Annotated in this window: 21 protein-coding genes, 4 tRNA genes and 1 pseudogene; 19 read left to right on the forward strand and 7 right to left on the reverse strand. The window is 67.3% G+C overall.

Annotated features, from left to right (window positions below; all coding sequences use genetic code 11):
• Nucleotides 1–33 precede the first annotated feature (33 nt).
• From ACI2JH_RS15165 to ACI2JH_RS15180, 4 genes and pseudogenes are all read left to right on the forward strand, one after another.
• Nucleotides 34–1,128: a branched-chain amino acid aminotransferase gene (locus ACI2JH_RS15165; RefSeq protein WP_101099636.1), complete on the forward strand. Its 1,095-nt coding sequence runs from the start codon at nt 34–36 to the stop codon at nt 1,126–1,128.
• A gap of 446 nt (nt 1,129–1,574) precedes the next feature.
• Nucleotides 1,575–3,326, forward strand: a complete 1,752-nt coding sequence (locus tag ACI2JH_RS15170) for a S8 family peptidase (protein WP_182657533.1) — start codon at nt 1,575–1,577, stop codon at nt 3,324–3,326.
• A 299-nt stretch (nt 3,327–3,625) separates the two neighbouring features.
• On the forward strand, nt 3,626–5,389 hold the full coding sequence (locus tag ACI2JH_RS15175) for a S8 family peptidase (protein ID WP_404736607.1): 1,764 nt from the start codon (nt 3,626–3,628) through the stop codon (nt 5,387–5,389).
• A gap of 167 nt (nt 5,390–5,556) precedes the next feature.
• Nucleotides 5,557–6,915 (forward strand): annotated as a pseudogene (locus ACI2JH_RS15180) (S8 family peptidase); the annotation flags it as partial.
• A 67-nt stretch (nt 6,916–6,982) separates the two neighbouring features.
• Here ACI2JH_RS15180 and ACI2JH_RS15185 read toward each other — a convergent pair.
• The 3 genes from ACI2JH_RS15185 to wrbA form a co-directional block, all read right to left on the reverse strand.
• Nucleotides 6,983–7,468, reverse strand: coding sequence for an asparaginase domain-containing protein (locus tag ACI2JH_RS15185; protein WP_101099654.1), 486 nt, complete (start codon nt 7,466–7,468; stop codon nt 6,983–6,985).
• 76 nt (nt 7,469–7,544) lie between these two features.
• Nucleotides 7,545–7,883: a DUF2069 domain-containing protein gene (locus tag ACI2JH_RS15190; RefSeq protein WP_182657530.1), complete on the reverse strand. Its 339-nt coding sequence runs from the start codon at nt 7,881–7,883 to the stop codon at nt 7,545–7,547.
• Entirely contained in the window at nt 7,883–8,473 is a 591-nt protein-coding gene (wrbA, locus tag ACI2JH_RS15195; RefSeq protein ID WP_101099655.1) for an NAD(P)H:quinone oxidoreductase, read from the reverse strand. Before wrbA ends, ACI2JH_RS15190 begins: the two co-directional genes overlap by 1 nt.
• Before the next feature lie 77 nt (nt 8,474–8,550).
• Between wrbA and ACI2JH_RS15200 the strand changes: the two genes are divergently transcribed.
• Together ACI2JH_RS15200 and ACI2JH_RS15205 are read left to right on the forward strand one after the other, a co-directional pair.
• On the forward strand, nt 8,551–9,825 hold the full coding sequence (locus ACI2JH_RS15200) for a YihY family inner membrane protein (RefSeq protein WP_101099641.1): 1,275 nt from the start codon (nt 8,551–8,553) through the stop codon (nt 9,823–9,825).
• Nucleotides 9,822–10,412: a TlpA disulfide reductase family protein gene (locus ACI2JH_RS15205; protein WP_182657528.1), complete on the forward strand. Its 591-nt coding sequence runs from the start codon at nt 9,822–9,824 to the stop codon at nt 10,410–10,412. The genes ACI2JH_RS15200 and ACI2JH_RS15205 overlap by 4 nt, the downstream gene beginning before the upstream one ends.
• Nucleotides 10,413–10,484: 72 nt before the next feature.
• Here ACI2JH_RS15205 and ppk2 read toward each other — a convergent pair whose 3' ends face one another.
• The 4 genes from ppk2 to hemA are packed head-to-tail and all read right to left on the reverse strand — an operon-like array spanning nt 10,485 to nt 15,364.
• Nucleotides 10,485–11,264, reverse strand: coding sequence for a polyphosphate kinase 2 (gene ppk2, locus ACI2JH_RS15210; protein WP_404736608.1), 780 nt, complete (start codon nt 11,262–11,264; stop codon nt 10,485–10,487).
• 46 nt (nt 11,265–11,310) lie between these two features.
• The gene (locus ACI2JH_RS15215) at nt 11,311–13,014 is read right to left on the reverse strand and encodes a tetratricopeptide repeat protein (RefSeq protein ID WP_404736609.1); all 1,704 of its coding nucleotides are present in this window, start codon (nt 13,012–13,014) and stop codon (nt 11,311–11,313) included.
• 3 nt (nt 13,015–13,017) lie between these two features.
• Complete coding sequence (gene prfA / locus ACI2JH_RS15220) at nt 13,018–14,103, reverse strand: peptide chain release factor 1 (protein WP_101099645.1); 1,086 nt, start codon at nt 14,101–14,103, stop codon at nt 13,018–13,020.
• Nucleotides 14,081–15,364, reverse strand: a complete 1,284-nt coding sequence (gene hemA, locus ACI2JH_RS15225) for a glutamyl-tRNA reductase (protein WP_101099646.1) — start codon at nt 15,362–15,364, stop codon at nt 14,081–14,083. The genes prfA and hemA overlap by 23 nt, the downstream gene beginning before the upstream one ends.
• Nucleotides 15,365–15,427: 63 nt before the next feature.
• Between hemA and ACI2JH_RS15230 the strand changes: the two genes are divergently transcribed.
• The 13 genes from ACI2JH_RS15230 to ACI2JH_RS15290 all read left to right on the forward strand — a co-directional run.
• Nucleotides 15,428–17,116, forward strand: a complete 1,689-nt coding sequence (locus ACI2JH_RS15230) for a tetratricopeptide repeat protein (protein ID WP_182657525.1) — start codon at nt 15,428–15,430, stop codon at nt 17,114–17,116.
• On the forward strand, nt 17,113–17,769 hold the full coding sequence (gene lolB / locus ACI2JH_RS15235) for a lipoprotein insertase outer membrane protein LolB (RefSeq protein ID WP_182657524.1): 657 nt from the start codon (nt 17,113–17,115) through the stop codon (nt 17,767–17,769). The genes ACI2JH_RS15230 and lolB overlap by 4 nt, the downstream gene beginning before the upstream one ends.
• Nucleotides 17,766–18,638, forward strand: coding sequence for a 4-(cytidine 5'-diphospho)-2-C-methyl-D-erythritol kinase (gene ispE, locus ACI2JH_RS15240; protein WP_101099656.1), 873 nt, complete (start codon nt 17,766–17,768; stop codon nt 18,636–18,638). The genes lolB and ispE overlap by 4 nt, the downstream gene beginning before the upstream one ends.
• Before the next feature lie 12 nt (nt 18,639–18,650).
• Nucleotides 18,651–18,727, forward strand: a tRNA-Gln gene (locus tag ACI2JH_RS15245).
• 138 nt (nt 18,728–18,865) lie between these two features.
• Complete coding sequence (locus ACI2JH_RS15250) at nt 18,866–19,825, forward strand: ribose-phosphate diphosphokinase (protein ID WP_042614861.1); 960 nt, start codon at nt 18,866–18,868, stop codon at nt 19,823–19,825.
• A 110-nt stretch (nt 19,826–19,935) separates the two neighbouring features.
• Nucleotides 19,936–20,559 (forward strand): 50S ribosomal protein L25/general stress protein Ctc, encoded by a 624-nt coding sequence (locus tag ACI2JH_RS15255; RefSeq protein WP_042614860.1) that lies wholly within the window; start codon nt 19,936–19,938, stop codon nt 20,557–20,559.
• A 77-nt stretch (nt 20,560–20,636) separates the two neighbouring features.
• Nucleotides 20,637–21,215, forward strand: coding sequence for an aminoacyl-tRNA hydrolase (pth, locus tag ACI2JH_RS15260; RefSeq protein WP_404736610.1), 579 nt, complete (start codon nt 20,637–20,639; stop codon nt 21,213–21,215).
• A 114-nt stretch (nt 21,216–21,329) separates the two neighbouring features.
• Nucleotides 21,330–22,421, forward strand: coding sequence for a redox-regulated ATPase YchF (gene ychF / locus ACI2JH_RS15265; protein ID WP_042614858.1), 1,092 nt, complete (start codon nt 21,330–21,332; stop codon nt 22,419–22,421).
• A 638-nt stretch (nt 22,422–23,059) separates the two neighbouring features.
• Nucleotides 23,060–24,091: an isoaspartyl peptidase/L-asparaginase family protein gene (locus ACI2JH_RS15270; protein ID WP_404736611.1), complete on the forward strand. Its 1,032-nt coding sequence runs from the start codon at nt 23,060–23,062 to the stop codon at nt 24,089–24,091.
• 136 nt (nt 24,092–24,227) lie between these two features.
• Nucleotides 24,228–24,313 (forward strand) — tRNA-Tyr (locus ACI2JH_RS15275).
• Nucleotides 24,314–24,348: 35 nt separating this feature from the next.
• Nucleotides 24,349–24,422, forward strand: a tRNA-Gly gene (locus tag ACI2JH_RS15280).
• A 53-nt stretch (nt 24,423–24,475) separates the two neighbouring features.
• Nucleotides 24,476–24,551, forward strand: a tRNA-Thr gene (locus ACI2JH_RS15285).
• A 40-nt stretch (nt 24,552–24,591) separates the two neighbouring features.
• The coding region (locus ACI2JH_RS15290) for a GTP-binding protein (RefSeq protein WP_404736613.1) at nt 24,592–24,764 on the forward strand (173 nt) is incomplete at its 3' end.

A 24,764-nucleotide genomic window follows, 5' to 3' on the forward strand; every position in this document is an offset into this window, starting at 1 on the left:
GGTAACAACCGCAACCAGAACAGGAAACATCCGGTGTCCCAGTCCAACATCAGCTTCGACGTCACCCGCTCGGCCCATCCGCGCAGCGCCGATGAGCGCGCCGCCATCCTGGAAAAGCCGGGCTTCGGCCTGCATTTCACCGACCACATGGTGGAAGTGCGCTGGGACAAGGACACCGGCTGGCACAACGCCAACGTGCGCCCGTACGGCCCGCTGCTGCTGGATCCGGCTGCCGCGGTGCTGCATTACGGCCAGGAAATCTTCGAAGGCATCAAGGCGTACCGGCATGCCGACGGCTCGGTGTGGACTTTCCGCCCCGATGCCAACGGCCGTCGCCTGCAGCGTTCGGCGCAGCGCCTGGCGCTGCCGGAACTGCCGGTGGACATCTTCGTTGAATCGTTGAAGCAGCTGGTCGCACTGGACAAGGACTGGGTGCCGTCGGCCGACGAATCCAGCCTGTACTTCCGTCCGTTCATGATCGGCGATGAAGCCTTCCTCGGCGTGCGCGGCGCGCACAAGGCCGGTTACTACGTGATCGCCAGCCCGGCCGGCCCGTACTTCGCCAAGGGCGTGGCGCCGGTGTCGATCTGGCTGTCCACCGAGTACGCGCGTGCGGCCAAGGGCGGCACCGGCGCAGCCAAGTGCGGCGGCAACTATGCCGCCTCGCTGCTGCCGCAGCAGAAGGCGCAGGCGCAGGGCTGCTCGCAGGTGCTGTTCCTGGACCCCACCGAAGGCAAGTACCTGGAAGAACTGGGCGGCATGAACGTCTTCCTGGTCTACAAGGACGGCACCCTGGTGACCCCGCAGTTGTCGGGCAGCATCCTGGAAGGCATCACCCGCGAAAGCATCCTGCAGCTGGCCCGCGACCGTGGCATGAAGGTGGAAGAGCGCAAGGTCAGCATCGATGAGTGGAAGCAGGGCGTGGCGTCGGGCGAGATCACCGAAGTGTTCGCCTGCGGCACCGCGGCGGTGGTGACCCCGATCGGCCAGCTGAAGGGCGAAGGCTTCGAAGTCGGCGACATCAACGCGCCGGCCGGTGAAGTCACCTTGTCGCTGCGCAAGGAACTGACCGACATCCAGTACGGCCGCCTGCCGGACCGCCACGGCTGGCTGGTCAAGCTCGCCTGACCGGCTGACGGTGCCCCGCCGAGCATGGCTCGGCGCTACAGCACCGCGCGGGCCCAGGTGTGTAGCCGGTAGCGCCGAGCCATGCTCGGCGGAATCCCCCTGTAAGCCCGTCCCTGTGACGGGCTTTTTATTGCCTGGTGGATGTCGGCACAGTCAATCCAGGACAGGCCAGGGACAGCCGAGGACCGTTAACCGCGGGTGAAAGTTCCTTCACCTTTACAAATTTTAGACACCAAAAGTCTCACTTCCGACATTTCATGTCACTGAAGTGGGGCTGAAACATTGTCGCGAATGGCTCGAACCGACTAGCTTCGGCTTTGTGGACAGCGCACGGGGGACTGTCCGCCCCGGTACCGATTCCCGCCAGTGCAGCGCAGCCTGCGAATCGCGACCGGCGCCCTCAGCCGAATCCGGCATCCATGCCAGAACCCAGAAAAGGAAATCCGATGTCCCAGGTTTCGCAACCGCGTCTGCGTCAGCGTGCAGTGGTCGTCATGGGGGCCTCCGTGCTCACCTCGTTGCTGCTGGTCGCCCCGGCGTTCGCCGGCGACGTCCACCTCAGTGGCCTGTCGTCCGCGCCGACCCACAAGCAGTTCATCGTCAAGTTCCGCGACAACAGCGCGCCACTGGCCACGCCGTCAGCCCTGGCGAGCTCGCTCAAGACCGCGGCATCGGGCCTGTCGGCTGCGCAGGGACGCGCGCTGGGCCTGCAGCAGGTGCGCCGGCTGGCGGTGGGCCCGAGCGTGGTCCGGGCAGATCAGCCGCTGGATGCCGCGCAGGCCGAAATGCTGATGCGCAGGCTCGCCGCCGATCCCAACGTGGAGTACGTGGAGGTCGACCAGATCATGCGGCCGACCCTGGTGCCGAACGACGCCCGCCTCGGCGAACAGTGGGGCTTCGGTACGTCCAACGCGTCCATCAACGTGCGTCCGGCATGGGACAAGTCCACCGGCACCGGCGTAGTGGTGGCGGTGATCGACACCGGCATCACCAGCCATCCGGATCTGAATGCCAACATCCTGCCCGGCTATGATTTCATCAGCGACGCGGCGATGGCACGCGACGGTGGTGGACGGGACAACAACGCCAACGACCAGGGCGACTGGTACGCCGCCAATGAATGTGGCGCGGGCTATCCGGCGTCCAACTCCAGCTGGCATGGCACCCACGTGGCCGGCACCATCGCCGCGGTGACCAACAACAGCACCGGCGTGGCCGGTACGGCCTACAACGCCAAGGTGGTTCCGGTGCGCGTGCTCGGCAAGTGCGGCGGCTATACCTCCGATATCGCCGATGCCATCGTCTGGGCCTCCGGCGGCACGGTCAGCGGCGTACCGGCCAATGCCAATCCGGCCGAAGTGATCAACATGTCCCTCGGCGGGGGTGGCAGCTGCTCGGCCACTTACCAGAACGCGATCAACGGCGCGGTGGGACGTGGCACCACCGTGGTGGTGGCCGCCGGCAACGAAGCCAGCAACGTCTCCACGTCGGTCCCGGCCAACTGCGCCAACGTGATCGCGGTGGCAGCCACCACCAACACCGGCGCCAAGGCCAGCTTCTCCAACTACGGTGCCGGCATCGACATCTCCGCGCCGGGCCAGGCCATCCTGTCCACCCTCAACACCGGTACCACGGTGCCGGCCTCGGCGACCTACGCCTCCTACAACGGCACCTCGATGGCGGCCCCGCACGTGGCCGGCGTGGTGGCGTTGATGCAGTCGGTGGCACCGAGCGCGCTCACCCCGGCGCAGGTGGAAACCATCATCAAGAACACCGCGCGCGCCCTGCCGGGTGCCTGCTCCGGTGGCTGCGGTGCGGGCATCGTCAACGCCGATGCGGCGGTGGTGGCGGCGCAGGGCGGCGGTGGTGGCAACCCGGATCCGGGCACCGGCACGGTGCTGCAGAACAACGTAGCGGTGGGGGGGCTGGGTGCCGCTTCCGGTGCGGCGCTGAGCTACACAGTTACCGTTCCCAGTGGTGCCACCCAGCTGCGCGTGGCGATCAGCGGCGGCAGTGGTGATGCCGACCTGTACCTGCGCCAAGGCAGCGCGCCGACCGACAGCACGTACGCCTGCCGTCCCTACCTGAGCGGCAACAACGAGACCTGCACCATCAGCAACCCGGCCGCAGGTACCTGGCACGTGCGGATCAAGGCCTACAGCACGTTCTCCGGTTTGACCGTGCGCGCGCAGTACTGACCGAAGCCGTTCCAGCGTGTCTCCCGACGCCCCGGCCCTGCCGGGGCGTCGTCGTATCAGCCTGACCTTCGCGGTGCCCTGCAGTCGGGCATTACGGCGACTCCATTAACGGAGACCCCCTCGGCGCGGCTACGGCTTTTCCCGATGATGGGCGGCGTTTCAGGCGCGCAGCATGAGCGTGCCGGTTACGCCGTGACGGTGTTGAATGCCGATCATCGCGTCGCCAGTGACAGTGCCTGCTGCGGCTTTTTTCCTCTGCGCAGTGACAGGTGCCGTCCCACTGCGAGGAGTCAGCAACCATGTCCACCCATTGCCGTGTGCTTACCCGGTACCATCCCGTCGCTGCAGCCGTTGCCCTCGTGGTGGCGGGTCTTTGCGCGAGCCCGCTCTCCCAAGCCGGTAACGTCGATCTGCAAGGGCTGGCCGGCAACACCGCGCATCAGCAGTTCATTGTCGCCTATCGGTCTGGCAGTGCGTCGGCATCTTCTTTGGCAGGCGCGGCGCGAAGCCTGCAACGGGCCGCCGATGCGCTTCCCCGCAAAGGCGGCAGGGCGGTGCAGGTCCACGCACTGCGGCGCATGGCGACCGGCAGCACGGTCGTGCGTACCAGCGTTCCCCTGGATGCCGCCGAGGCCGAACAGCTGCTCCGCGCGCTGGCACAGCAGGAAGAGGTGGATGCCGTGCAGCTGGACGCCATCCTGCGGCCTTCATGGAATCCCGATGATCCCCGGCTGGGCGAGCAATGGAGCTTCGGCGCCAGCAACGCCGCGCTGGGTATCCGCCCTGCCTGGGACATCGCCAGTGGCAAGGGCGTGGTAGTGGCGGTCATCGACACGGGCATCACCCGCCATCCCGACCTCGACGCCAACATGCTTCCCGGCTACGACTTCATCAGCGATCCGGCGATGTCCCGCGATGGCGATGGGCGCGATGGCGATGCCACCGATGCAGGCGATTGGTATCCTCCCGGTGAATGCAGCTCCGCTGGCGGTTCGCGTTCGAGCTGGCACGGTACGCATGTGGCCGGCACCGTTGCAGCATCCACCCACAACGGCATCGGCGTGGCCGGCACCGCGTTCAATGCCAAGGTGGTGCCGGTGCGCGTGCTGGGGCGCTGTGGCGGTTTCCAGTCGGACATCGCCGATGGCATCGTCTGGGCCGCAGGCGGGCGGGTGCCCGGGGTGGCGGACAATCCGCATCCAGCGCAGGTGGTCAATCTGTCACTGGGTGGCTTCGGCACCTGCGACCGGGCCAGCCAGGCCGCGGTGGATACGGCCATTGCCCATGGTGCGTCGGTGATCGTGGCGGCGGGCAATTCCAATGACGATGTAGCGCGTTACCGGCCGGCGAACTGCCGCGGCGTGGTCGCCGTGGCGGCCACCAACGCCGCAGGCAGCCGCGCATCCTTCTCCAACTACGGTGCGCGCATCACGGTGGCCGCGCCGGGCGAAAGCATCCTGTCCACCTTGAATGATGGGCAGCAGGGCCCGGCACAACCCAGCTATGCCGCTTACAGCGGCACCTCGATGGCGGCCCCGCACGTGGCGGGCGTGGTCGCGCTGATGCAATCGGTAGCGCCCAAGCCGTTGCTGCCCGCGCAGGTGGACGCCTTGCTGCGAAGTGCCGCACGGCCGTTGCCCGGTACCTGCACCGGCGGCTGCGGCGCCGGGCTGGTCGACGCTGCCGTCGTCGTGGCCAGGGCGGCCGCCGGCGATACCGGTCCGGATCCAGACCCCGATCCGGACCCGGATCCGTCGGATCTGGAAAACGACGTACCGGTCAGGGGATTGAGCGGCACTGCCGGGAGCGAGCGCTGGTACACCTTCAACGTGCCGGCCGGCAGCAACATGCTGGTGGTGCAGATCGGCGAAGGATCCGGCGATGTTGATCTGTACACCCGCCACGCGGTCAGGCCCACCGATACCGAATACAACTGCCGTCCCCAGGGCACCGGCAACAGCAAGACCTGCGTGCGCGTCTGGCCAGGCTCTGGAACCTGGCACATACGGATCAAGGCAATCAGCGACTACAGCGGGCTCATGGTAAAGGCCAAGGCCGAATAGCGCGCCGCTTCATCACACGCACGGGTGGAGCCCGCCGGCGAACCGGACAGGGAGAAAGTTTCACCTTTCCCGTGTCATGTGCCGGGAGCCAGGCGGGTGGATGCCCGATACCCGCCGCAGGTGCACAAGCACACGATCGACTGGCCACAAACCAAAGGAGGCTCCAGATGAAAATACCCTGTCAGAAAACGTTCCTGTCACCTGCCATTGCCTGTGTGCTGATGGCGATGTCCAGCGCATCGGCCCATGCCGGCGACGTAGATCTTTCCGGCCTCGTGCAGTCGGACACCCACCAGCAGTTCATCGTGCACCTGCGTGACGGGAGTGCACTGCGCGAGAATGAAGGCGCGATGCAGGCCGCGCTGGGCCGTGCCGGATCCAGTCTGCGCATGGCGACCGGCGGCATGCAGGTGCTGCGCCGGATGGCCACCGGGCCGATGGTGGTGCGCGCCGGAAAAGCGCTGGACCGCGCGCAGGCCGGTGCCTGGATGGCGGCCATGGCGAGCGATCCGGACGTGGACCACGTGCAGGTGGATCGCATCCTGAAGCCCGCGCTGGATCCCGACGATCCGCGCTTGAACGAACAGTGGGGCTTCTCCAACAGTGCCGCATCACTCAACGTGCGGCCGGCGTGGGACAAGGCCACCGGCGCCGGGCAGGTGGTGGCGATCATCGACACCGGCCGCACCCGCCATCCGGAACTGGACGCCAATACGCTTCCGGGTTACGACTTCATCAGCAACGGCGGCATGGCCGGCGACGGCAACGGTCGGGATGACAACCCGGAAGACACCGGCGACAGCCAGTGGGGTCGACCCTCCAGCTGGCATGGCACCCACGTCGCCGGCACCGTTGCTGCAGCCACGAACAACGGGCAGGGGGTCGCCGGAACGGCCTTCGACGCCAAACTGGTGCATGTCCGTGTCCTCGGCAAGGGCGGCGGTTACACCTCGGACATCGCCGACGGCATGGTGTGGGCTGCGGGCGGCACCGTCAGAGGCATTCCGCGCAATGCAAATCCCGCCAAAGTGCTGAACCTGTCGCTGGGCGGCCAGGGTGCCTGCGATCGCGCATCGCAGGCCGCCGTGGACAGCGCGATCCAGGCCGGTGCAACGGTGGTTGTCGCAGCAGGAAACAGCAACGCGGATGTGTCGCGGTTCACGCCGGCCAACTGCCGTGGCGTGGTGGCGGTGGCGGCCACGACCTCACGCGGTGCGCGTGCGGGTTTTTCAAATTACGGCAGGGGAATCACCCTGGCGGCGCCTGGTGAGAACATCCTTTCCACCTTGAACAGTGGGCGCACCTCGCCGGGCGCGCCTGCCTATGCCGCCTATAACGGTACCTCGATGGCGGCCCCGCACGTCGCCGGCGTAGTGGCGCTGATGCAGTCGGCCGTGGATGGCCGTCTTACGCCTGCGCAGGTCGCCGATATCCTGAAAGAGACCGCGCGACCGTTGCTGATCGCTTGCCCGCAGGGCTGCGGGGCAGGCATGGCAGACGCCGACTCCGCCGTGGACCGGTCCATCGAAGTGGTGGCATCGCAGTGAGGTGATGCAGCGCAGGAGCCGCCCGGGAGGGGCGGCTCCTGAGCGGTCAGGCCGCTTCGAAACGGTTCTCGGCCACGTTCTTGCGGACGCTCTGCGGATCCCAGATGCGCCCGTTCATCGCGATGTACACGCCGGCGGCCAGCGATTGCACCGCGCCGATGGCGCAGCCGATGTTGAACTCGGCATCGGAGCCGCGGAAGCGCGCCGGACTCAACGCGCCGGTCATCACGATGGTCTTGTCCGGGATGGTCGACAGCACCTTTCCGGTAGCCACCATCGAATCGGTGCCGTGGGTGACCAGCACATGGCGGGTAGGCTGTGCGGCGATGGTGGCGCGGATCAGCTCGCGGTCGTCATCGCTGATGTGCAGCGAATCCTTGCGCAGGATCGGGATGACGTTGAAGCGGAAAGTCACGCCCAGCTCGCGCAGGATCATGCCGATCTGTGGATCGCCGATCTGGTAATCCGATTTGTCGTCGAAGTAGATCTTGTCGATCGTGCCACCGGTGGTGACGATCAGGAGGTCTTCCATCATGGGCATGTCTTCGGAGCCTGGAACGGCGCTGCAGGAACAGGAACGCAGATGATACCGGCCCCGGTGGGGGCCGTCAGCGTTGCTTTCGGCTGAAACGTGCGCGCAGGCCGGGCAGGCTGCCGGCGAAGATCACCAGCAGCGACAGGCAGATCGCCAGCCACGCCAGCGCGCGCGTTTCGGCATGGCTCCAGGCACTCATCACGCCATGGCTGAACCAGCCCAGCGCCAGCACGCTGGCCCAGAAGCCGGCCTTGCGCCAGCCCATCCGCAGCGCAATCGCCAGCACCAGCGGCGGGGCGGTGAACACCAGCTGGGTCGCCAGCCAGTGGCGGTCGTTGATGAACCAGCCGGCGTACAGCGCCGCCAGGCCCATCAGGGCGAGCAGCAGCACGGTGCGCGCGGTGGTGGCCATCAGGCCAGCCGCCGTGCGATATCGGCGACCCGTCGGCCAAGCGCGCGGGCCAGGGTGGCTTCGTCCTCGCTGGGCTGCGGATCATCATTGGCGCCCGCCACGTGGCTGGCACCGTAGGGCGTGCCGCCGCTGGTGGTGTGGCTCAACGCAGCTTCAGTGAACGGAATGCCGACGATCAGGCAACCGTGGTGGAGCAACGGCAGCTGCATGGACAGCAGGGTGGATTCCTGGCCCCCATGCATCGAGGCGGTGGAGGTGAACACCGCCGCTGGCTTTCCGGCCAGCGTGCCATTGACCCACTCCGCGCCCAGGCCATCCAGGAAGTGCTTCATCGGGGCGGCCATGTTGCCAAACCGGGTGGGACTGCCGAGCAGCAACCCATCGCACTCGGCGAGGTCTTCGACGCTGACATACGGCGCGCCTTCATCGGGTACCGGCGGACGCGCGGTCTGGGTCACGGCGGCCACGGCCGGCACGCTGCGCACGCGCGCGGCCATGCCCGGAACCTCGCCGATGCCCCGCGCGATCTGCCGCGCCAGCCGTGCCACCGAACCGCCTCGGCTGTAGTAGAGCACCAGGATCTCGCCCATCATCGACCCGCTTTCTCGTCCAGGAGACGCCAGTATGGCTATCCTGCGGCGATCCTGCATCGGGTACCCTTGCGCCGATGGAACCGTTGAACACGATCAATCTATGGATGGAGCGCGCGCGCGACCGTCCTCGCGCAGCCAGCTTCGGCCGTTTCCTGTGGCGGCGCTTCCTTGATGACCGCCTGTTCCAGGCCGCTGCCGCGCTGGCCTACACCACCGTGTTCGCCCTGGTGCCGCTGGCCATCGTGGTGTTCGGCGTGCTGTCCGCCTTCCCGGTGTTCGATCGCTGGAGCGACCAGCTCAGCGATTACGTGTTCTCCAACTTCGTGCCCAGCGCGGCGCGTGCGGCAGAAGGCTACCTGCGACAGTTCAGCGCCAGCGCCGGCCAACTCACCGCCGCCGGCTTCATCGCGCTGGTGATCTCGCTGCTGATCACGCTCAACAGCGTGGAAGAAACCTTCAACCAGATCTGGCGGGTGGGATCGTCGCGGCCCAAGCTGACCCGCTTCCTGGTTTACTGGACCGTGTTGACCCTTGGTGCGATGTTGGCGGCGGCCTCGCTGGCCGTCTCGGCGCGGGTGTTCGCGCTGCCGCTGTTCGGTACCCAGGAAGGACGGTGGCTGGCTGATTTCTCGCTGCGGCTGGCCCCGGTGCTGATCGAGTTCGTGTGCATCACGCTGGTGTACCGCGTGGTGCCGCACCACACGGTCAAATGGAAGCATGCGGTGCCCGGTGCGATCCTGGCGGCGATCCTGCTGGAACTGGTGAAGTGGGGCATCGGCGCCTACCTGGGCAGCTTCCAGTCCTACCAGAAGCTGTACGGCACCGTCGCCTTCGTGCCTATCCTGCTGCTGTGGATCTACCTGTGCTGGGTGGCGGTGTTGCTGGGCGCTTCCCTGGCCTCTTCGATGGCCGCCTTCCGCTACCAGCCGGCGGAACTGCGCCTGCCGCAAGGGTATGAGTTCTACGCCCTGCTGCGCCTGCTCGGACGCTTCCAGCAGGCGCGCGCGTTGGGCAAGGGACTGGAGGACGACGAAATCCTGCAGCACGAGCCGATGATGACCGACTCGCTGCTGCAGCAGTTGCTGTGCGACATGGAGCGGATCGCGCTGCTGCGCCGCGTCGAGAACGGTGAGTGGATGCTGGCGCGTGACCTGGAGCAGTTGACCTTGGCCGACCTGTACGAGTCCACCCAGCTGCGCATCCCGGTGGCCGAAGCGCACCTGCCCTATCGCCAGGACAGCCTGGGCCAGGCTGCGCTGGCGGCGCTGGACGAACTGCGCCTGCCACTGCGTGAGAAACTCAAGCGTCGCGTCAGCGACATCTATCCCCCCGGAGATACGCCCCGATGAGATGCACGTTGTTGGTCGTCACCCTGTCCGTTCTCTTGGCCGCCTGCAAGCCGGCCGCCGAACCTGCTGCCACCGCACCGGCCGCCGCGCCGCCTGCTGCCGACGCAGCCACGCCAGCGCCTGCCGCCGACCCGGATGCGGCACTGGGCGCAGCCGATGGTGCAGCGCCTGCAGAGCGGGTCACGGCCGAGTTCCCGGCCCTGAAGGTCAAGACCGTGGACGGCGCCGAGTATGATCTGGCCGCGCACCGCGGCAAGTGGGTGGTGGTGAACTTCTGGGCCACCTGGTGCGCTCCCTGCCGCAAGGAGATGCCGGAGCTGTCCGCGCTGCACGCGATGCGCAGCGAGATCGAAGTGGTCGGGCTGGCGTATGAGGAAATCGAACCGGCGGACATGCAGGCCTTCCTGAAGGAACGGCCGGTGACCTATCCGATCGCCATCGTCGACCCGTACGATCCGCCGGCCGACTTCGCTACCCCGCGTGGCCTGCCGCTGACCCACCTGGTGGACCCGCAGGGCAAGGTGGTGCATTCGTTCGTGGGTCCGGTCACGGCGGCGGATATCGAAGCGCGCATTGCCGGCAAGTAAGCCCGGGGAGTGAGGGGGGGCGTGACGACCAACGGTCGTCACCCACCGTCAGCTACCGGGCCCCCGCTGTACTCAGTCGATCGGGAAAACATCGATCGGCGCCAGCAGCGCGTAGTGCTCGCGGTGCAGCTTGCCTTTCAGCTTCGGCAGCTCGGGCAGCGCTTCGTCGACATGGGTATCGGGCAGGCGGTCCAGCAGGTCGCGGACCAGGGTCAGCCGACCCGTGCGCTGGTCGTTGAAATCCACCAGCGTCCACGGCGCATGGGTACGGTGGGTCGCCTGCAGCATGGCCTCGCGGGCCTGGGTGTAAGCCTCGTACTTGTCGCGCGACTGCAGGTCCACCGGTGACAGCTTCCAGCCCTTCAGCGGATTGGCATGGCGCTCGGCGAAACGTTCCTCCTGCTGCGCCTGGTCCACCGCCAGCCAGTACTTGAACAGCAGGATGCCGTCGTCCACCAGCAGTTGTTCGAACACCGGCGCCTGCTGCAGGAACTGCCGGTACTGCGCGTCGCTGCAGTAGCCCATCACCCGTTCCACGCCGGCGCGGTTGTACCAGCTGCGGTCCATCAGCACGATCTCGCCGGCCGCTGGCAGATGGCTGGCATAGCGCTGGAAGTACCACTGGGTGGCTTCGCGGTCGGTCGGCCTGGGCAGTGCGACCACCCGGCACTGGCGGGGGTTGAGGTGCTGGCTGATGGCCTGGATGGCGCCGCCTTTGCCCGCGGTGTCGCGCCCCTCGAACAGCACCAGCACGCGCTGGCCGGTCAGCTGCACCCAGCGCGCCATGGTGGCCAGTTCCAACTGCATCGGTTCCAGCAGGGCCTCGTAGGCCTTGCGCTTCAGCTTTGCCATCGAAGGCTCCCGTTGGGTGGAAGGCCCAGTGTGCCGCGTGCGCGGTTCAGGCGGTGTGCGCGCCCTGCCAGCCCCGTTCGCTGGCCAGCTGTTGCAGCATCCGGGACAGGTCCGCAGCGAAGCCGGCCATGTCGAACAGGCCACTGCCGGCACGTGCCTGGGCCAACTGCATGCGCAGCTGCGCCAGCGCGGCGGGGTCATTGCCCAACGCCGTGGCGCGGGTGATGAAGGCGGCATCGTCGGCCACGTTCATCGCATGCAGGCCGAGGTGGTGGTTCAAGCTGCCGGCCACGCGCGCGGCGAAGGTATCGCCGGGGCAGGTCAGCACCGGGCAGCCGGCCCAGAGCGCATCCGAGGCGGTGGTGTGCGCGTTGTACGGATGGGTATCCAGGAACAGGTCGGCCAGCGCGTAGCGGGCGAGGTACTGCGCATGCGGCAGCTTGGCCATGAACACCAGCCGCACCGGATCCACCCCGGCCGCGCGCGCTGCATCACGCAGGCGGGCATCGGCGCGGCCCGGCCCGGACAGCAGCCACAGCAAGCTGCCGGGCACGCCCTGCAGGACCTGGAAGGCCCGCGCCATGCTGCGCGGATTCAATTTGTAGCTGTTGTTGAAACAGCAGAACACCACGCCGTGTTCCGGCAGGCCGCACGCGGCACGCGACGGTGCTGGCTGCAGCGCGCGGGTGTTGTCCGATGGCTGGAAGGCTCGCGGCAGGCGCACGACGCGCTCGCTGAAGTACGCCTCCAGCGTGGCCGGCAGCACGAAGTCGTCGGCCAGCACCACGTCCATCCACGGTGCACCGGAGGTGCCCGGATACGCGAGCCAGTTGACCTGCACCGGGGCCGGACGCAGGGCCAGCACTTCCGGTACGCCGCCACCGCCCCAGCCGCGCAGGTCGAACAGCACGTCGATGCCTTCGGCACGGATCCGTGCGGCCACGTCGGCATGCCGCAGGCCCGCCACGTCGTGCAGGCGGGTGGCCGCGCGCAGACGCTGGCGGATCGGGCTGCCAGCGTCGCGGTCGAGCGCGAACAGATGGATGTCCAGTGCCGTGTCCTGCCGCAGTTGTTCGAACACCGCCACGGTCAGCAGGCCGGTGGGATGCGCGCCGAAGCCGTTGGACAGCAGGCCGATCCGCAGCGGGCCGCGTGGCCGCACCGAGGCCGGCGGCAACGGCCGCACGCCGCTGAACTGCGCCGCGCGCAGCCGCGCACAGGCCAGCTGCTCGGCGGCGCTGGCATCCTCGCTGAGGAAGGCGAACGGTTCCACCGCGCCACGGCCGCCGGCCACGGCATCGCGGACCTGCCGTGACAGCGCATCAACGTCCTGCCAGTCGCACAGGCGGCGCTGCCAGGCCAGCCGCTGCGCGGCGATGTAGGGCTCATCGGGCAGCAGCGCGTGGGCACGCCGGTAGGCATCGGCAGCGCCCTCGGCATCGCCGGCATCTTCCAGTGCGTGGCCGAGCCACAACGCAATGCCGGGGTGCTGCGGCGCACTGGCCGCGGCCTCGCCGAGCAGCTGCGCGGCATCGCCGTGCGCGCCGGCCATCCACGCCACCCGGCCCAGCCGGGCCAGCGCCTCGGGATGCCGCGGGCGCAGCTGCAGGGCACGCCGCGCGGCCTGTTCGCCCGCTGCCAGGTCACCGGCTTCCAGTTCGGCATCGGCCAGCATCACCCAGGCGATGAAGTCCGTCGGCTGGCGGCGTACCGCCTGCTGCAACTGCTGGCGCTGGCTGGCGGGCTGCATCGATCAGGCCGACGCGGCCAGCTGGGCCAGCGCATCGGCCTGGTGTTCCTGCGACAGCCGCTGCAGCAGTGCATCCATGTCGCCGGCCATCACGTTGGGCAGGTCGTACAGAGTCAGCCCTTCCACGCGGTGGTCGGTGATGCGGCCCTGCGGGAAGCTGTAGGTGCGGATGCGCTGGCTGCGGTCGCCGCTGCCGACCTGCAGGCGCCGCGACGCCGCCTGCGCTGCGTCCTGGCGCGAACGTTCGGCATCCAGCAGCTGCGCCTTCAGGCGCTTCATCGCCTTGTCGCGGTTGGCGTGCTGGCTGCGTTCGGTCTGGCATTCCACCACTACCCCGGTCGGGACGTGGGTGATGCGGATGGCCGATTCGGTCTTGTTGACGTGCTGGCCACCGGCGCCGGAGGAACGGAACGTATCCACCCGCAGGTCGGCCGGATTGATCTGCACCTCGTCGATTTCATCGGCTTCAGGGATGATCGCCACCGTGGCCGCCGAGGTATGGATGCGGCCCTGCGATTCGGTGGCGGGCACCCGCTGCACCCGATGCGTGCCGGATTCGAATTTCAGTCGCGAGAACGCGCCGCGCCCGACCACCCGGGCCACCACTTCCTTGTAGCCGCCGTGCTCGCCCGGGCTGTCCGATTCGATCTCGACTTTCCAGCCCTGGCGCTCGGCGTAGCGCGCGTACATGCGGAACAGATCGCCGGCGAAGATCGCCGCTTCGTCGCCGCCGGTGCCGGCGCGCACTTCCAGGAACAGGTTGCCTTCGTCGCGCAGGTCGCGCGGCACCAGCAGCAGGGCCAGGTCCTGGTCCAGCTGCGCCAGGCGGGCCTGCGCGGCCTCGACTTCTTCCTCGGCCAGCTCACGCAGGTCCGGGTCGGCGCGCATCGCCTCGGCGGCGGCCAGGTCGTCCTTGGCGCGGCGCTCTTCGGCCAGCGCGGTGGCAACCGGTTCCAGCTGGGCGAACTCGCGCGAAAGATCGCGGAAGCGCTTGTTGTCGGCCACCACGCTGGGGTCGGAAAGCAGGCGTTCGAGTTCTTCGCGGCGCTCGGCCAGCGCTTCAAGCTTACGGCGCAGGGTCGGCGTCATCGGGTCTCACGGCAGGATGGTGGTATCCCGGCTGCGCCGGGAACAGGCGCTCGGCGGCGCGGGTCAGGTCGGCATCTCCGCTCAGCGCGGCGGCGCGCAGGGCAGCGGTGGGCGGGTGCAGCAAGCGGTTGGTCAGGCCATGGGCGAGCAGTTCCAGCACTTCATCGGCCGGCTTGCCGTTGGCCAGCTGTGCCCGCGCGCGCTCGAGCATTTCCGCGCGGGTGGTCTCGCCGAACGCGCGCAGCTGCCTGAGCGGGGCGTGGTGGGTGCCGGCCTGCTGGGTTTCCACGAAGCGCGCGACCTGCAGTTCGATGATCGCTTCGGCTTCGGCGGCGGCTTCGCGGCGGCTGCGGCGGTTGTCTTCCACCGCCCGCTCCAGGTCGTCCACCGTATACAGGAAGGCGTCGTCCAGGCTGGCCACGCTGGCTTCGATGTCGCGCGGCACGGCCAGGTCGAACAGCAGCATCGGCTTGTGCCGACGGGTGCGCAGCGCGGTGGCGACGGCCTCGCGGTGGATCACCGGCTCACGTGCGGCCGTGGCGGAAAACACGATGTCCGCTTCGGCAAGATGACGGTCCAGCTCGGCCAGCGGCAAGGCCACGCCACCATGCCGGCTGGCCAGGTCCTGGGCGTGGGCCAAAGTACGGTTTGCGATCAGCAGGCGGCGCACCTTGCCATCGCTGAGGTGGCGCGCGGCCAGCTCGATGGTTTCCCCGGCGCCGACCAGCAACACGGTGGAATCGTCCAGCCGCGCAAAGGAATTCTGCGCCAGCCGCACCGCGGCAGAAGCTACCGAGACCGGGTTGGCGCCGACCTGGGTATCGGTCCGCGCGCGCTTGGCCACCGAGAAGGTCTGCTGGAACAGCCGGTCCAGGCGCTGGCCGAGCAGGCCATGTTCGCGGGCCACCGACCAGGCGTCCTTCACCTGGCCCAGGATCTGCGGTTCACCCAGCACCATCGAATCCAGCCCGGTGGCGACCCGGAACAGGTGGCGCACCGCATCGGCGTCGGCGTGCTGGTACAGATAGCCCTGCAGGTCGCCGGCCTGGCCCTGCAGCCACTGGTTCAGAGCGGTCTCGGAGTCGGCCACCGCATACAGTTCGGTGCGGTTGCAGGTGGACAGCAGCACCGCCTCGGCGATCTGCGGGGTATTGCGCAACGAACCGAGCGCGCGCGGCAGGGCGTCACCGGCGAAGGCTGCGCGTTCGCGCAGGTCCACCGGTGCGGTCTGGTGATTCAGTCCGAGCACCCACAGGGTCATTGTTCAGTTGCTTGCGATAAGCTGCTGGCCATAGGCACACATTTTAAGGCCCCAATGCCGTCGATGCCCGCATTGATTCGCATCTCCAGTGTTCTGCTGCTCAGCCTGATGGCTGGCGACGCGCTGGCAGCCCCTTCCGTCGCCCGCGTGCTGGACCAGGCCGAACGGGGCCAGGAGCCGTCGCTGGAGCCCGCGCTGGTAGGCGAATTCGCTCTGCAGGCGGGCAAACTGCCCGACTCGGCCGCGCAGTACCTGCTCGCCGCGCAGGCCAGTGACGGTGACGCCGGACTGGCCGAACGGGCCACCCGGATCGCCATGCTGGCCAATGATGACGCCCGTGCCGCGCAGGCGCTGGCGCTGTGGCAGCAGCGCGCACCGCGCTCGCTGTCGATGCGCAGCGCCGCTGCGGCGCTGGCCATGCGCCAGGGCAAGCCGGAGCGTGCGACCACTGAACTGAAGGCGTTGCTGGCCGCGCCCGGCGAGGAAGGCTGGCGCTTCACCCTGGCCGCGCTGGTCGGTGGCGGGCGCGATCCGGGGGTGCCGGCGCAGGTACTCGAGGCGCTGGTCCAGGCCGATGCGATCCCCAACCGGATCGAGATCTGGCAGGAATTCGGCCGCTTGGCGATGCGCATGGACAAGCCCGAGCTGGCCCAGCGCATGGTCGACGAAGTGGTGCGCCGGTTCCCGCAGGATCCGCGCGTGGCCTTGCTGCGCGCCAGCCAGTTGCAGCAGACCGGGCGCAAGGCGGAGGCTGTGGTAGTGCTGCAGGCGCTGGAGCCGCAGACCCGCACCAGCGTGGACCTGCGCAATGCCGTGGCCATCGCCTACGACGGCATGAACGAGACGGTGGCCGCCGAGCGCGTACTGTCCAGCGGCCCGCAGGACACCCAGACCTACGGCATGCGCGCCTCGCTGCTGGCCAAGCAGGACGACGCCACTGCGTTGACCGCGCTGTACGCCGAGCTGTCGCGTGCGGCCAGCAAGCCCGATCCGGCGCAGCGCCTGCTGCTGGGCAAGATCGCCGAATACCTCAAGCGCTACCAGGAGGCGGTGGACTGGTACCACAGCGTGCCCGGCGGCGATGAGCTGAGCGAAGCACGCCTGCGCGCGGCCAATGCGCAGGGCCTGCTGGGCAACCAGGCCAAGGCACTGGAAGAAGTCCGTGCGGTGCAGTCCGATGCGGTGCTGGCCGAAGAAGCGCGCCGCGACGCCTATCTGCTGGAAGCCGAGCTGCGCCTGCGCGCAGGCGACGAGGCCGGCGAGCTGGACGCGCTGGCGCGCGGGCTGGCCGCCTATCCCGACGAGAACGCGCTGTTGTATGCGCGCGCCCTGGCCTGGGAGCGTCGTGATGACATCCCGCGTGCGGAAGCCGACCTGCGCAAAGTGCTGGTCACCGAACCGGAAAATGTCGCCGCATTGAATGCCCTGGGCTACACCCTGGCCGACCGCACCCACCGCTACCAGGAGGCGTTGGAGCTGATCGACCGCGCCCGCGTGGCTGAGCCGGACAACCCGGCCATCATCGACAGCCACGGTTGGGTGCTGTATCGGCTGGGCCGCAACGAGGAGGCGCTGGTGCAGCTGCGCCGCGCCTATGGGCTGGCAAAGGATGCCGAGATCGCCGTGCACCTGGGCGAAGTGCTGTGGGTGATGGGCCGCCAGGACGAGGCGCGGCGCTACTTCGACGAAGCCGCCAAGCTGGATCCCGACAACCGCGCGCTGCAGCGCGTCCGTGAGACCTTCAAGCCATGATCCATTCGATGACCCGGCCGTTGCTGCTGGCAACGGTCACCCTGGCGCTGGCCGCCTGTACCTCGGTCGGCTCGCAGAAGACCCCGGTGCCGGACGTGGCCTACAGCGTGTCCCCCGCTGCCGAACGTGCCGAAGCAGCACGCGTGCAGGCGCTGCGGGCCCAGCCGGACTGGGCGTTCCAGGGCCGGGTGGCGGTCAGCAAGGGAAAGAACGGCGGCAGTGGCCGCATTGAATGGGACCAGCAGGGCAGTGCCTACCAGGTCCAACTCAGTGCCCCGGTGACCCGGCAGAGCTGGCGCCTTCAGGGTGACGCCACGCAGGGCGGCGGCCGGCTGGAAGGACTGGACGGTGGCCCGCGCGAGGGCGCCGATGCGCAGGCTGTCCTGCTCGAGGCGACCGGCTGGGACATCCCGGTCAACCAATTGCCGGACTGGACCCGTGGACTGGTGCTGGAAGGCAGCGGCGAAGCCGCTCTGCAGCGCGACGCCGAAGGGCGACCGCGCCAGCTGCGCCAGGCCGGATGGCAGGTGGATTACCTGGACTGGTACCCGGCGCAGGATGGCCGACAGTCGCTGCCGCGGCGTATCGAAGCCAGCAAGGGCGACGCCAAGGTACGCCTGGTGGTCGACCAGTGGGGCGCGGCCGGCCCATGAATCCGTCGCATGATGACGCCGATGGCTGGTCCTGGTGGCCGGCTCCGGCAAAGCTGAATCTGTTCCTCAACATCACCGGCCGTCGCGCCGATGGCTACCACCAGCTGCAGACCGTGTTCCGGCTGCTGGACTGGGGTGACCGGATCGGACTTCGCCTGCGCCAGGACGGGCAGGTGCGTCGCCAAGGCGCCTCACTGCCCGGCGTGGCGGAGGCCGATGACCTCGCCGTGCGCGCGGCGCTGTTGCTGCAGGCGTCGTGCAAAATCGTCGAAGGTGTTGACATCATCGTTGAAAAGCACGTTCCGGCGGGCGGCGGCTTCGGCGGCGGGTCGTCCGATGCGGCGACCGTCCTGGTGGCATTGAACCAGCTGTGGCACACCGGGCTGGGCCCGGATGCGCTGGCCGCACTGGGCCTGCAGCTGGGTGCGGATGTGCCGGTTTTCGTGCGCGGGCACAACGCCTGGGCCGAGGGCATAGGGGAGCAGTTGACCCCCATCGAGCTGCCGCCGGCGTGGTATGTGATCGCAGATCCCGGGGTCCACGTGCCCACTCCGGCGCTGTTTGCGGATCCGGATTTGACGCGCGACAGTCCAATGGCGAAAATAGAGGACTTCGTTTCCGGATACCTGTCCGGCAATGCGTTCGAGCCGGTGCTGCGCCGCCGCGAGCCTGCCGTAGAGGCCGTGCTTGCTGCGTTGAGCAACATCGGCACGGCGCGGCTGACAGGGTCGGGAAGTGGGTGCTTCGTCGAGTTCCCTTCGCAGCAGGCTGCGCAGGCGGGCAGGGCGGGGTTGTCCAAGGAGTTGCGGGCGTGGGTGGTGGCAGGCGTTGGCCGGTCACCACTGCTGGATGCACTCGAGCGTAACTGATTCATTTGATGCAGGGGCGTCGCCAAGAGGCCCAAGGCACCAGGTTTTGATCCTGGCATTCGGAGGTTCGAATCCTCCCGCCCCTGCCACTTGCGGCTTGGTCCGCGCCAACCAGCGCAGCTGTCTGCGCGGGACGTGGAAATGCCGTGGTGCAATCAGCCGCAGGGGCCTTCGGGCGCCTGGGGTAACCCGATCTCCGCCACTCGCCCCCGCCCGAGACAATCATGATGCAAGATTCGCCCAACCTGCTGGTCTTTTCCGGCAACGCCAACAAACGCCTCGCACAGAACATCTGCAAGGAACTGGGCGTGCGTCCGGGCAAGGCGTTGGTGTCGCACTTCTCCGATGGTGAAGTGCAGGTCGAAATCGAAGAGAACGTCCGCAAGCAGGACGTCTTCGTGATCCAGCCGACCAGTGCGCCCAGCGCAGAGAATCTGATGGAGCTGCTGGTGCTGATCGACGCGCTCAAGCGCGCATCGGTGGCCAGCGTCACCGCGGTAGTGCCGTACTTCGGCTACTCGCGCCAGGATCGCCGCATGCGGTCTTCGCGCGTGCCGATCACCGCCAAGCTGGCGGCGAAGATGTTCAGCACCGCCGGTGCCGATCGGGTGTTGACCGTGGACCTGCATGCCGACCAGATCCAGGGCTTCTTCGATATCCCGGTGGACAATGTGTACGCCTCGCCGCTGCTGCTTGCCGATATCTGGCGCGCCTACGGCACCGAAAACCTGATCGTGGTGTCCCCGGACGTAGGTGGCGTGGTGCGTGCGCGCGCCGTCGCCAAGCGCCTGGACGATGCCGATCTGGCGATCATCGACAAGCGCCGTCCGCGCGCCAACGTGTCCACCGTGATGAACATCATCGGTGACGTCGAAGGCAAGACCTGCGTGATGGTCGATGACATCGTCGATACCGCCGGCACGCTGTGCGCTGCTGCTGCTGCCCTGAAGGCGCGCGGCGCGCTCAAGGTCGCGGCGTACTGCACCCACGCGGTGCTGTCCGGCCCGGCGGTGGACAACATCACCAATTCCCAGCTCGATGAGCTGGTGGTGACCGACACCATCCCGCTGAAGGACGCCGCGCGGGTCTGCAGCAAGATCCGCCAGCTCAGCGTGGCGGAAATGCTGGCCGAAACGATGCGCCGCATCGCCTTCGGTGAATCGGTCAGCTCGTTGTACGTGGATTGATTTTTTTTCGTTCCGGCCGGTAACGGCAGGGAACTCCAAGGGCACTTCTGGTCGCGGAAGTGCCTTCATCCGCCCCGCCACACGGCAGGGCACCCAACAGGTAGTAGAAAATGTCCAAGACCCATGAAATCAAGGTCACCAAGCGTGAACTGCAGCGCAAGGGTGCGAGCCGCCGCCTGCGTCACGCTGGCGTGATCCCGGCGATCGTCTACGGCGGCAACGCCGAGCCGGTCGCCATCAGCCTTGACCACAATGAAATCTGGCTGGCCCAGTACAACGATTGGTTCTACTCGTCCATCCTGGACCTGAACCTCGATGGCAAGGTCGAGCGCGTGCTGCTGCGTGACATGCAGCGCCACCCGTTCAAGCAGCTGATCCTGCACCTGGATTTCCTGCGCGTGAACGAGAACGAAGTCCTGACCGCTTCGGTGCCGCTGCACTTCATCAACGAAGAAACCTCGCCGGCTGGCAAGGCTTCGGACATCGTGGTCACCCACGAAGTGAAGGAAGTGACCGTGTCCTGCCTGCCGAAGGATCTGCCGGAGTCGATTGAAGTCGACCTGGGCGCCCTGGAAGCCGGTGGCGTGATCCATCTGTCCGACCTCAAGCTGCCGAAGGGCGTTGAGCTGCCGGCGCTGGCGCTGGGCAAGGATCACGACGATGCCGTGGTCACCGCCAAGCACGGCAAGGAAGACGCTGCCGACGCTGCCGAAGACGCAGAAGCCGCAGAGTAATGCCGTTGCGGCGCCTGTCCCCCGGGACGGGCGCCGTACCTGCCGGCAGCGCTGGCAGGCCGTAACAGGAAGAGACAATGGCAGGATTGCGACTGATCGTCGGCCTGGGGAACCCAGGCGCCGAGCACGCCCGGACCCGGCACAACGCTGGGTTTCATTTTGTGGAGGCCCTGGCCGAAAAGGCGGGCGCACGCTGGGCCGTGGACAGCAAGCTGTTCGGCGAGACCGCCAAGGTCGATATCGCAGGCCAGCCGGTCTGGCTGCTGAAGCCGGCCACCTACATGAACCTCAGTGGCAAGTCGGTCACCGCCGCGCAGCGGTTCTGGAAGATCGAGCCTGAAGAAACCCTGCTGGCACACGACGAGCTGGATCTGCCGCCGGGTGCGGCGCGGTTGAAGTTCGATGGCGGCCACGGGGGGCAGAACGGCCTTCGCGATACCATCCGTCTGCTCGGGCACGGCAGCTTCCATCGCCTGCGCGTGGGCATCGGCCATCCCGGCCACAAGGACCGCGTGGTGCCGTGGGTGCTGGGACGGGCATCGAAGGACGACGACGTGCTGATCGCACGGGCCATCGACGATGCCATCGATGTGCTGCCATTGGCAGTACAGGGGGATTTCAACGAGGCGATGAAGCGCCTGCATACCCCGAAGTAACCCAGCGAAGACGGGTAGCGCCGAGACATGCTCGGCGGTTGCACGATGAAAATGATTTGCAAAACGGCGCGTGCGCTTTTTCGCCAATCACTTTCACCCCAAAGGTTGTCGAACATGGGTATCAAATGCGGAATCGTCGGCCTGCCCAACGTGGGCAAGTCGACACTGTTCAACGCGCTGACCAAGGCAGGTATCGCCGCGGCCAACTTTCCGTTCTGCACCATCGAGCCGAACGTCGGCATCGTGCCGGTGCCGGATCCGCGGCTGAACGAGCTGGCGGCGATCATCAACCCGCAGAAGGTCATCCCGACGGCGGTCGAGTTCGTCGACATCGCCGGCCTGGTAGCCGGTGCGGCCAGCGGCGAAGGCCTGGGCAACAAGTTCCTGGCGCACATCCGCGAAGTGGATGCGATCACCCACGTGGTGCGTTGCTTCGAGAACGCCGACGTGATCCACGTCAACAACAAGGTTGATCCGCTGTCGGACATCGACACCATCGATACCGAGCTGGCGCTGGCTGACCTGGACAGCGTGGAGAAGGCGCTGAACCGCGCCGAGCGTTCGGCCAAGGGCGGCGACAAGGAAGCGGCGGCACGCAAGCCGGTGCTGGCCAAGCTGCAGGCGGCGCTGGCCGATGGCAAGGCCGGTCGTGCGGCCGGCTTGGACGAAGAGGAAAAAGCGCTGGTGCGCGACCTGTTCCTGCTGACGCTGAAGCCGGTGATGTACATCGCCAATGTGCTGGAAGATGGCTTCGAGAACAATCCGCACCTGGATGCGGTGCGTGCGCGCGCGGCCGAAGAGGGTGCGAAAGTGGTGCCGGTGTCGGCGGCCATCGAAGAAGAGCTGTCGCAGCTGGATGACGAAGACCGTGACACCTTCCTGGCCGACCTGGGCCTGCAGGAGCCGGGCTTGAACCGCGTCATCAACGCGGCCTACCAGCTGCTGGGCCTGCAGACCTACTTCACCGCAGGCGTCAAGGAAGTGCGTGCGTGGACCGTGCGCAAGGGCGCCACCGCGCCGCAGGCGGCCGCGGTCATCCACACCGATTTCGAGAAGGGCTTCATCCGCGCTGAAACCATCGCCTATGACGACTTCATCAAGTTCAAGGGCGAAGCCGGTGCCAAGGAAGCCGGGCGCCTGCGCCTGGAAGGCAAGGAATATCGCGTGCAGGAAGGCGACGTGCTGCACTTCCGCTTCAACGTCTGATCCTGCAAGGGGCGATCGGAAGCCCTCGCCTGCGGGTGAACGGCGGAGCGCCTTCCGCCCGGCCCTGACAGTCCGCGCGCGCCCCGCCACCCAAGAAGAAAACGTGGTAGCGCCGACCCATGGTCGGCGAGCGCAGCGGGCCTTTGGCGGAAACATTCCGCCGACCATGGGTCGGCGCTACCGTAGATCTCGTTGAAACGTCTGGTGGACGGAGCCCCTGAGTCAGGGGCGGCCGCGCAGCGGCGGGGTGTGGGTGCTGGGAGCGGCTCTGCCGTTCGCTGCTGGGATACATCGCTCGCTTGAGTGAGTGGCAGCACGCCCGCGTCCAGGCCTTCTTTCCGCCTGGACAAATAATGACCAGCATCTGAAACGCCTGCGGCGCGTGGCTCAGCAGTACTTGTCCACATCAAACCCCCACGGCTCTCCACGTGGAGTGTGGAGAACCGCCTCGTGCGCTGGACAAATAATCGCCACCTTTCGAAACGCCTGCGGCATGGTGCTCAGCGGTACTTGTCCACACCAAACCCCCATCGCTCTCCACGCCGGGTGTGGAGAACCCGGCGCCGGCATCGAACGGCACTTGCGAATGTCCGCGGCGCCGCGCAGCGTGTCGGCAAGTGTGTGATGGGAGTTGCCGAATGAGCCTGCGCCTGGGAATGCTGTGCGCCCTGTTGTCGATCTCCGTTGCCGCCGCGGCCGCACCTGCACCTGCACCTGGAACGGCGCCGCTGCTGGTCATCCATGGCGGTGCCGGGGTGCAGCGCGCCAGGTTGTCCGCCGAAGAAGAGCGCGCCGCGCGTACGGCGCTGCGCAGTGCGTTGCTGCAGGGGCATGCCGAGCTGCAGGCGGGCCGCCCGGCATTGGCCGCGGTGACCCGGGCGATCACCGTGCTGGAGGATGATCCGACCTTCAATGCGGGGCGCGGTGCGGTGTTCACCCACGACGGCCGCAACGAGCTGGACGCTGCGCTGATGGACGGCGCGACGCGCCGCGCGGGCGCGGTGGCCGGCGTGCAGCGCGTGCGCAACCCGATCCTGCTGGCGCAGGCGGTGATGGAGCGCTCCGCGCACGTGATGATGGTGGGGCAGGGGGCTGAAACGTTCGCTGCCGAACAGGGCATCACCCTAGTCGATCCGTCCTACTTCCGCACTGAAAAACGCTGGCAGCAGCTGCAGCGCGCCCTGCAGGAGGAGAAGGCGGGTCAGGCGCATGCGGAGCTGGAAACCGCCAGGCACTTCGGTACCGTCGGCGCGCTCGCGCTGGATGCCGAAGGAAAGCTCGCCGCGGGCACGTCGACCGGCGGCATGACCAACAAGCGCTACGGACGGGTAGGCGACTCGCCGGTCATCGGCGCGGGGACCTGGGCCGACGAGGGCTGTGCCGTCTCCGGCACCGGCTGGGGCGAGTACTACCTGCGCACCGCGGCCGCGCACGAGATCTGCGCACGCGTGCGGCTGGCGGGTGCGTCCGCCGCGCAGGCAGGGCGCGAGGTGATCAACGGGATGATCCCTGCGCTGGGCGGCGACGGCGGGGCGATCGTGCTCACTGCAAAGGGTGAGGTCGGGCTGCCGTTCAACACTGAAGGCATGTATCGCGGCTGGATCGGCGCGGACGGTGTGCCGCATGTTGCGATCTTCGACGACGAAGCGCTGCAGCTGCCGGGTCAATAACCTTGCGTATCAACGGGTTTGCGACAGCGTGTGAAAAAAAAGAAAAAACGTGTTGACAGACCCCCGCCGGATCAGCAGAATTGCGGGCTCACCACCACACACCGCAACGCTTCGGCGCCACGGCATGGGGTGGTAAGGAGGGATACCCAAGCGGCCAACGGGGGCAGACTGTAAATCTGCTGGCTTACGCCTTCGGTGGTTCGAATCCACCTCCCTCCACCAGTTTCACGTAGTTTCACGTTGTGGCAATTCCCGGTGCGGGAGTAGTTCAATGGTAGAACTTCAGCCTTCCAAGCTGATTGTGCGGGTTCGATTCCCGTCTCCCGCTCCATTGAATGTTTAGAACTTTGAAGATATTTCAGTTCGTGCCATAATGCAAAACTCGCTCACGTAGCTCAGTCGGTAGAGCACTTCCTTGGTAAGGAAGAGGTCGAAGGTTCGATTCCTTTCGTGAGCACCATCTTCAGCACCACCCCAAGACGAATTCGAGATAAGCAGCCATGGCCAAGGGTAAGTTCGAGCGCACCAAGCCGCACGTCAACGTCGGCACCATCGGTCACGTCGACCACGGCAAGACCACGCTGACCGCCGCACTGACCAAGATCGGTGCCGAGCGCTTCGGTGGCGAGTTCAAGGATTACTCCGTACAAAGAACAGGACTGCCACTGCACCC

Origin of the sequence: Stenotrophomonas sp. NPDC078853 (assembly GCF_044901215.1) — a bacterium.
Classification (GTDB): Bacteria; Pseudomonadota; Gammaproteobacteria; order Xanthomonadales; family Xanthomonadaceae; genus Stenotrophomonas; species Stenotrophomonas lacuserhaii.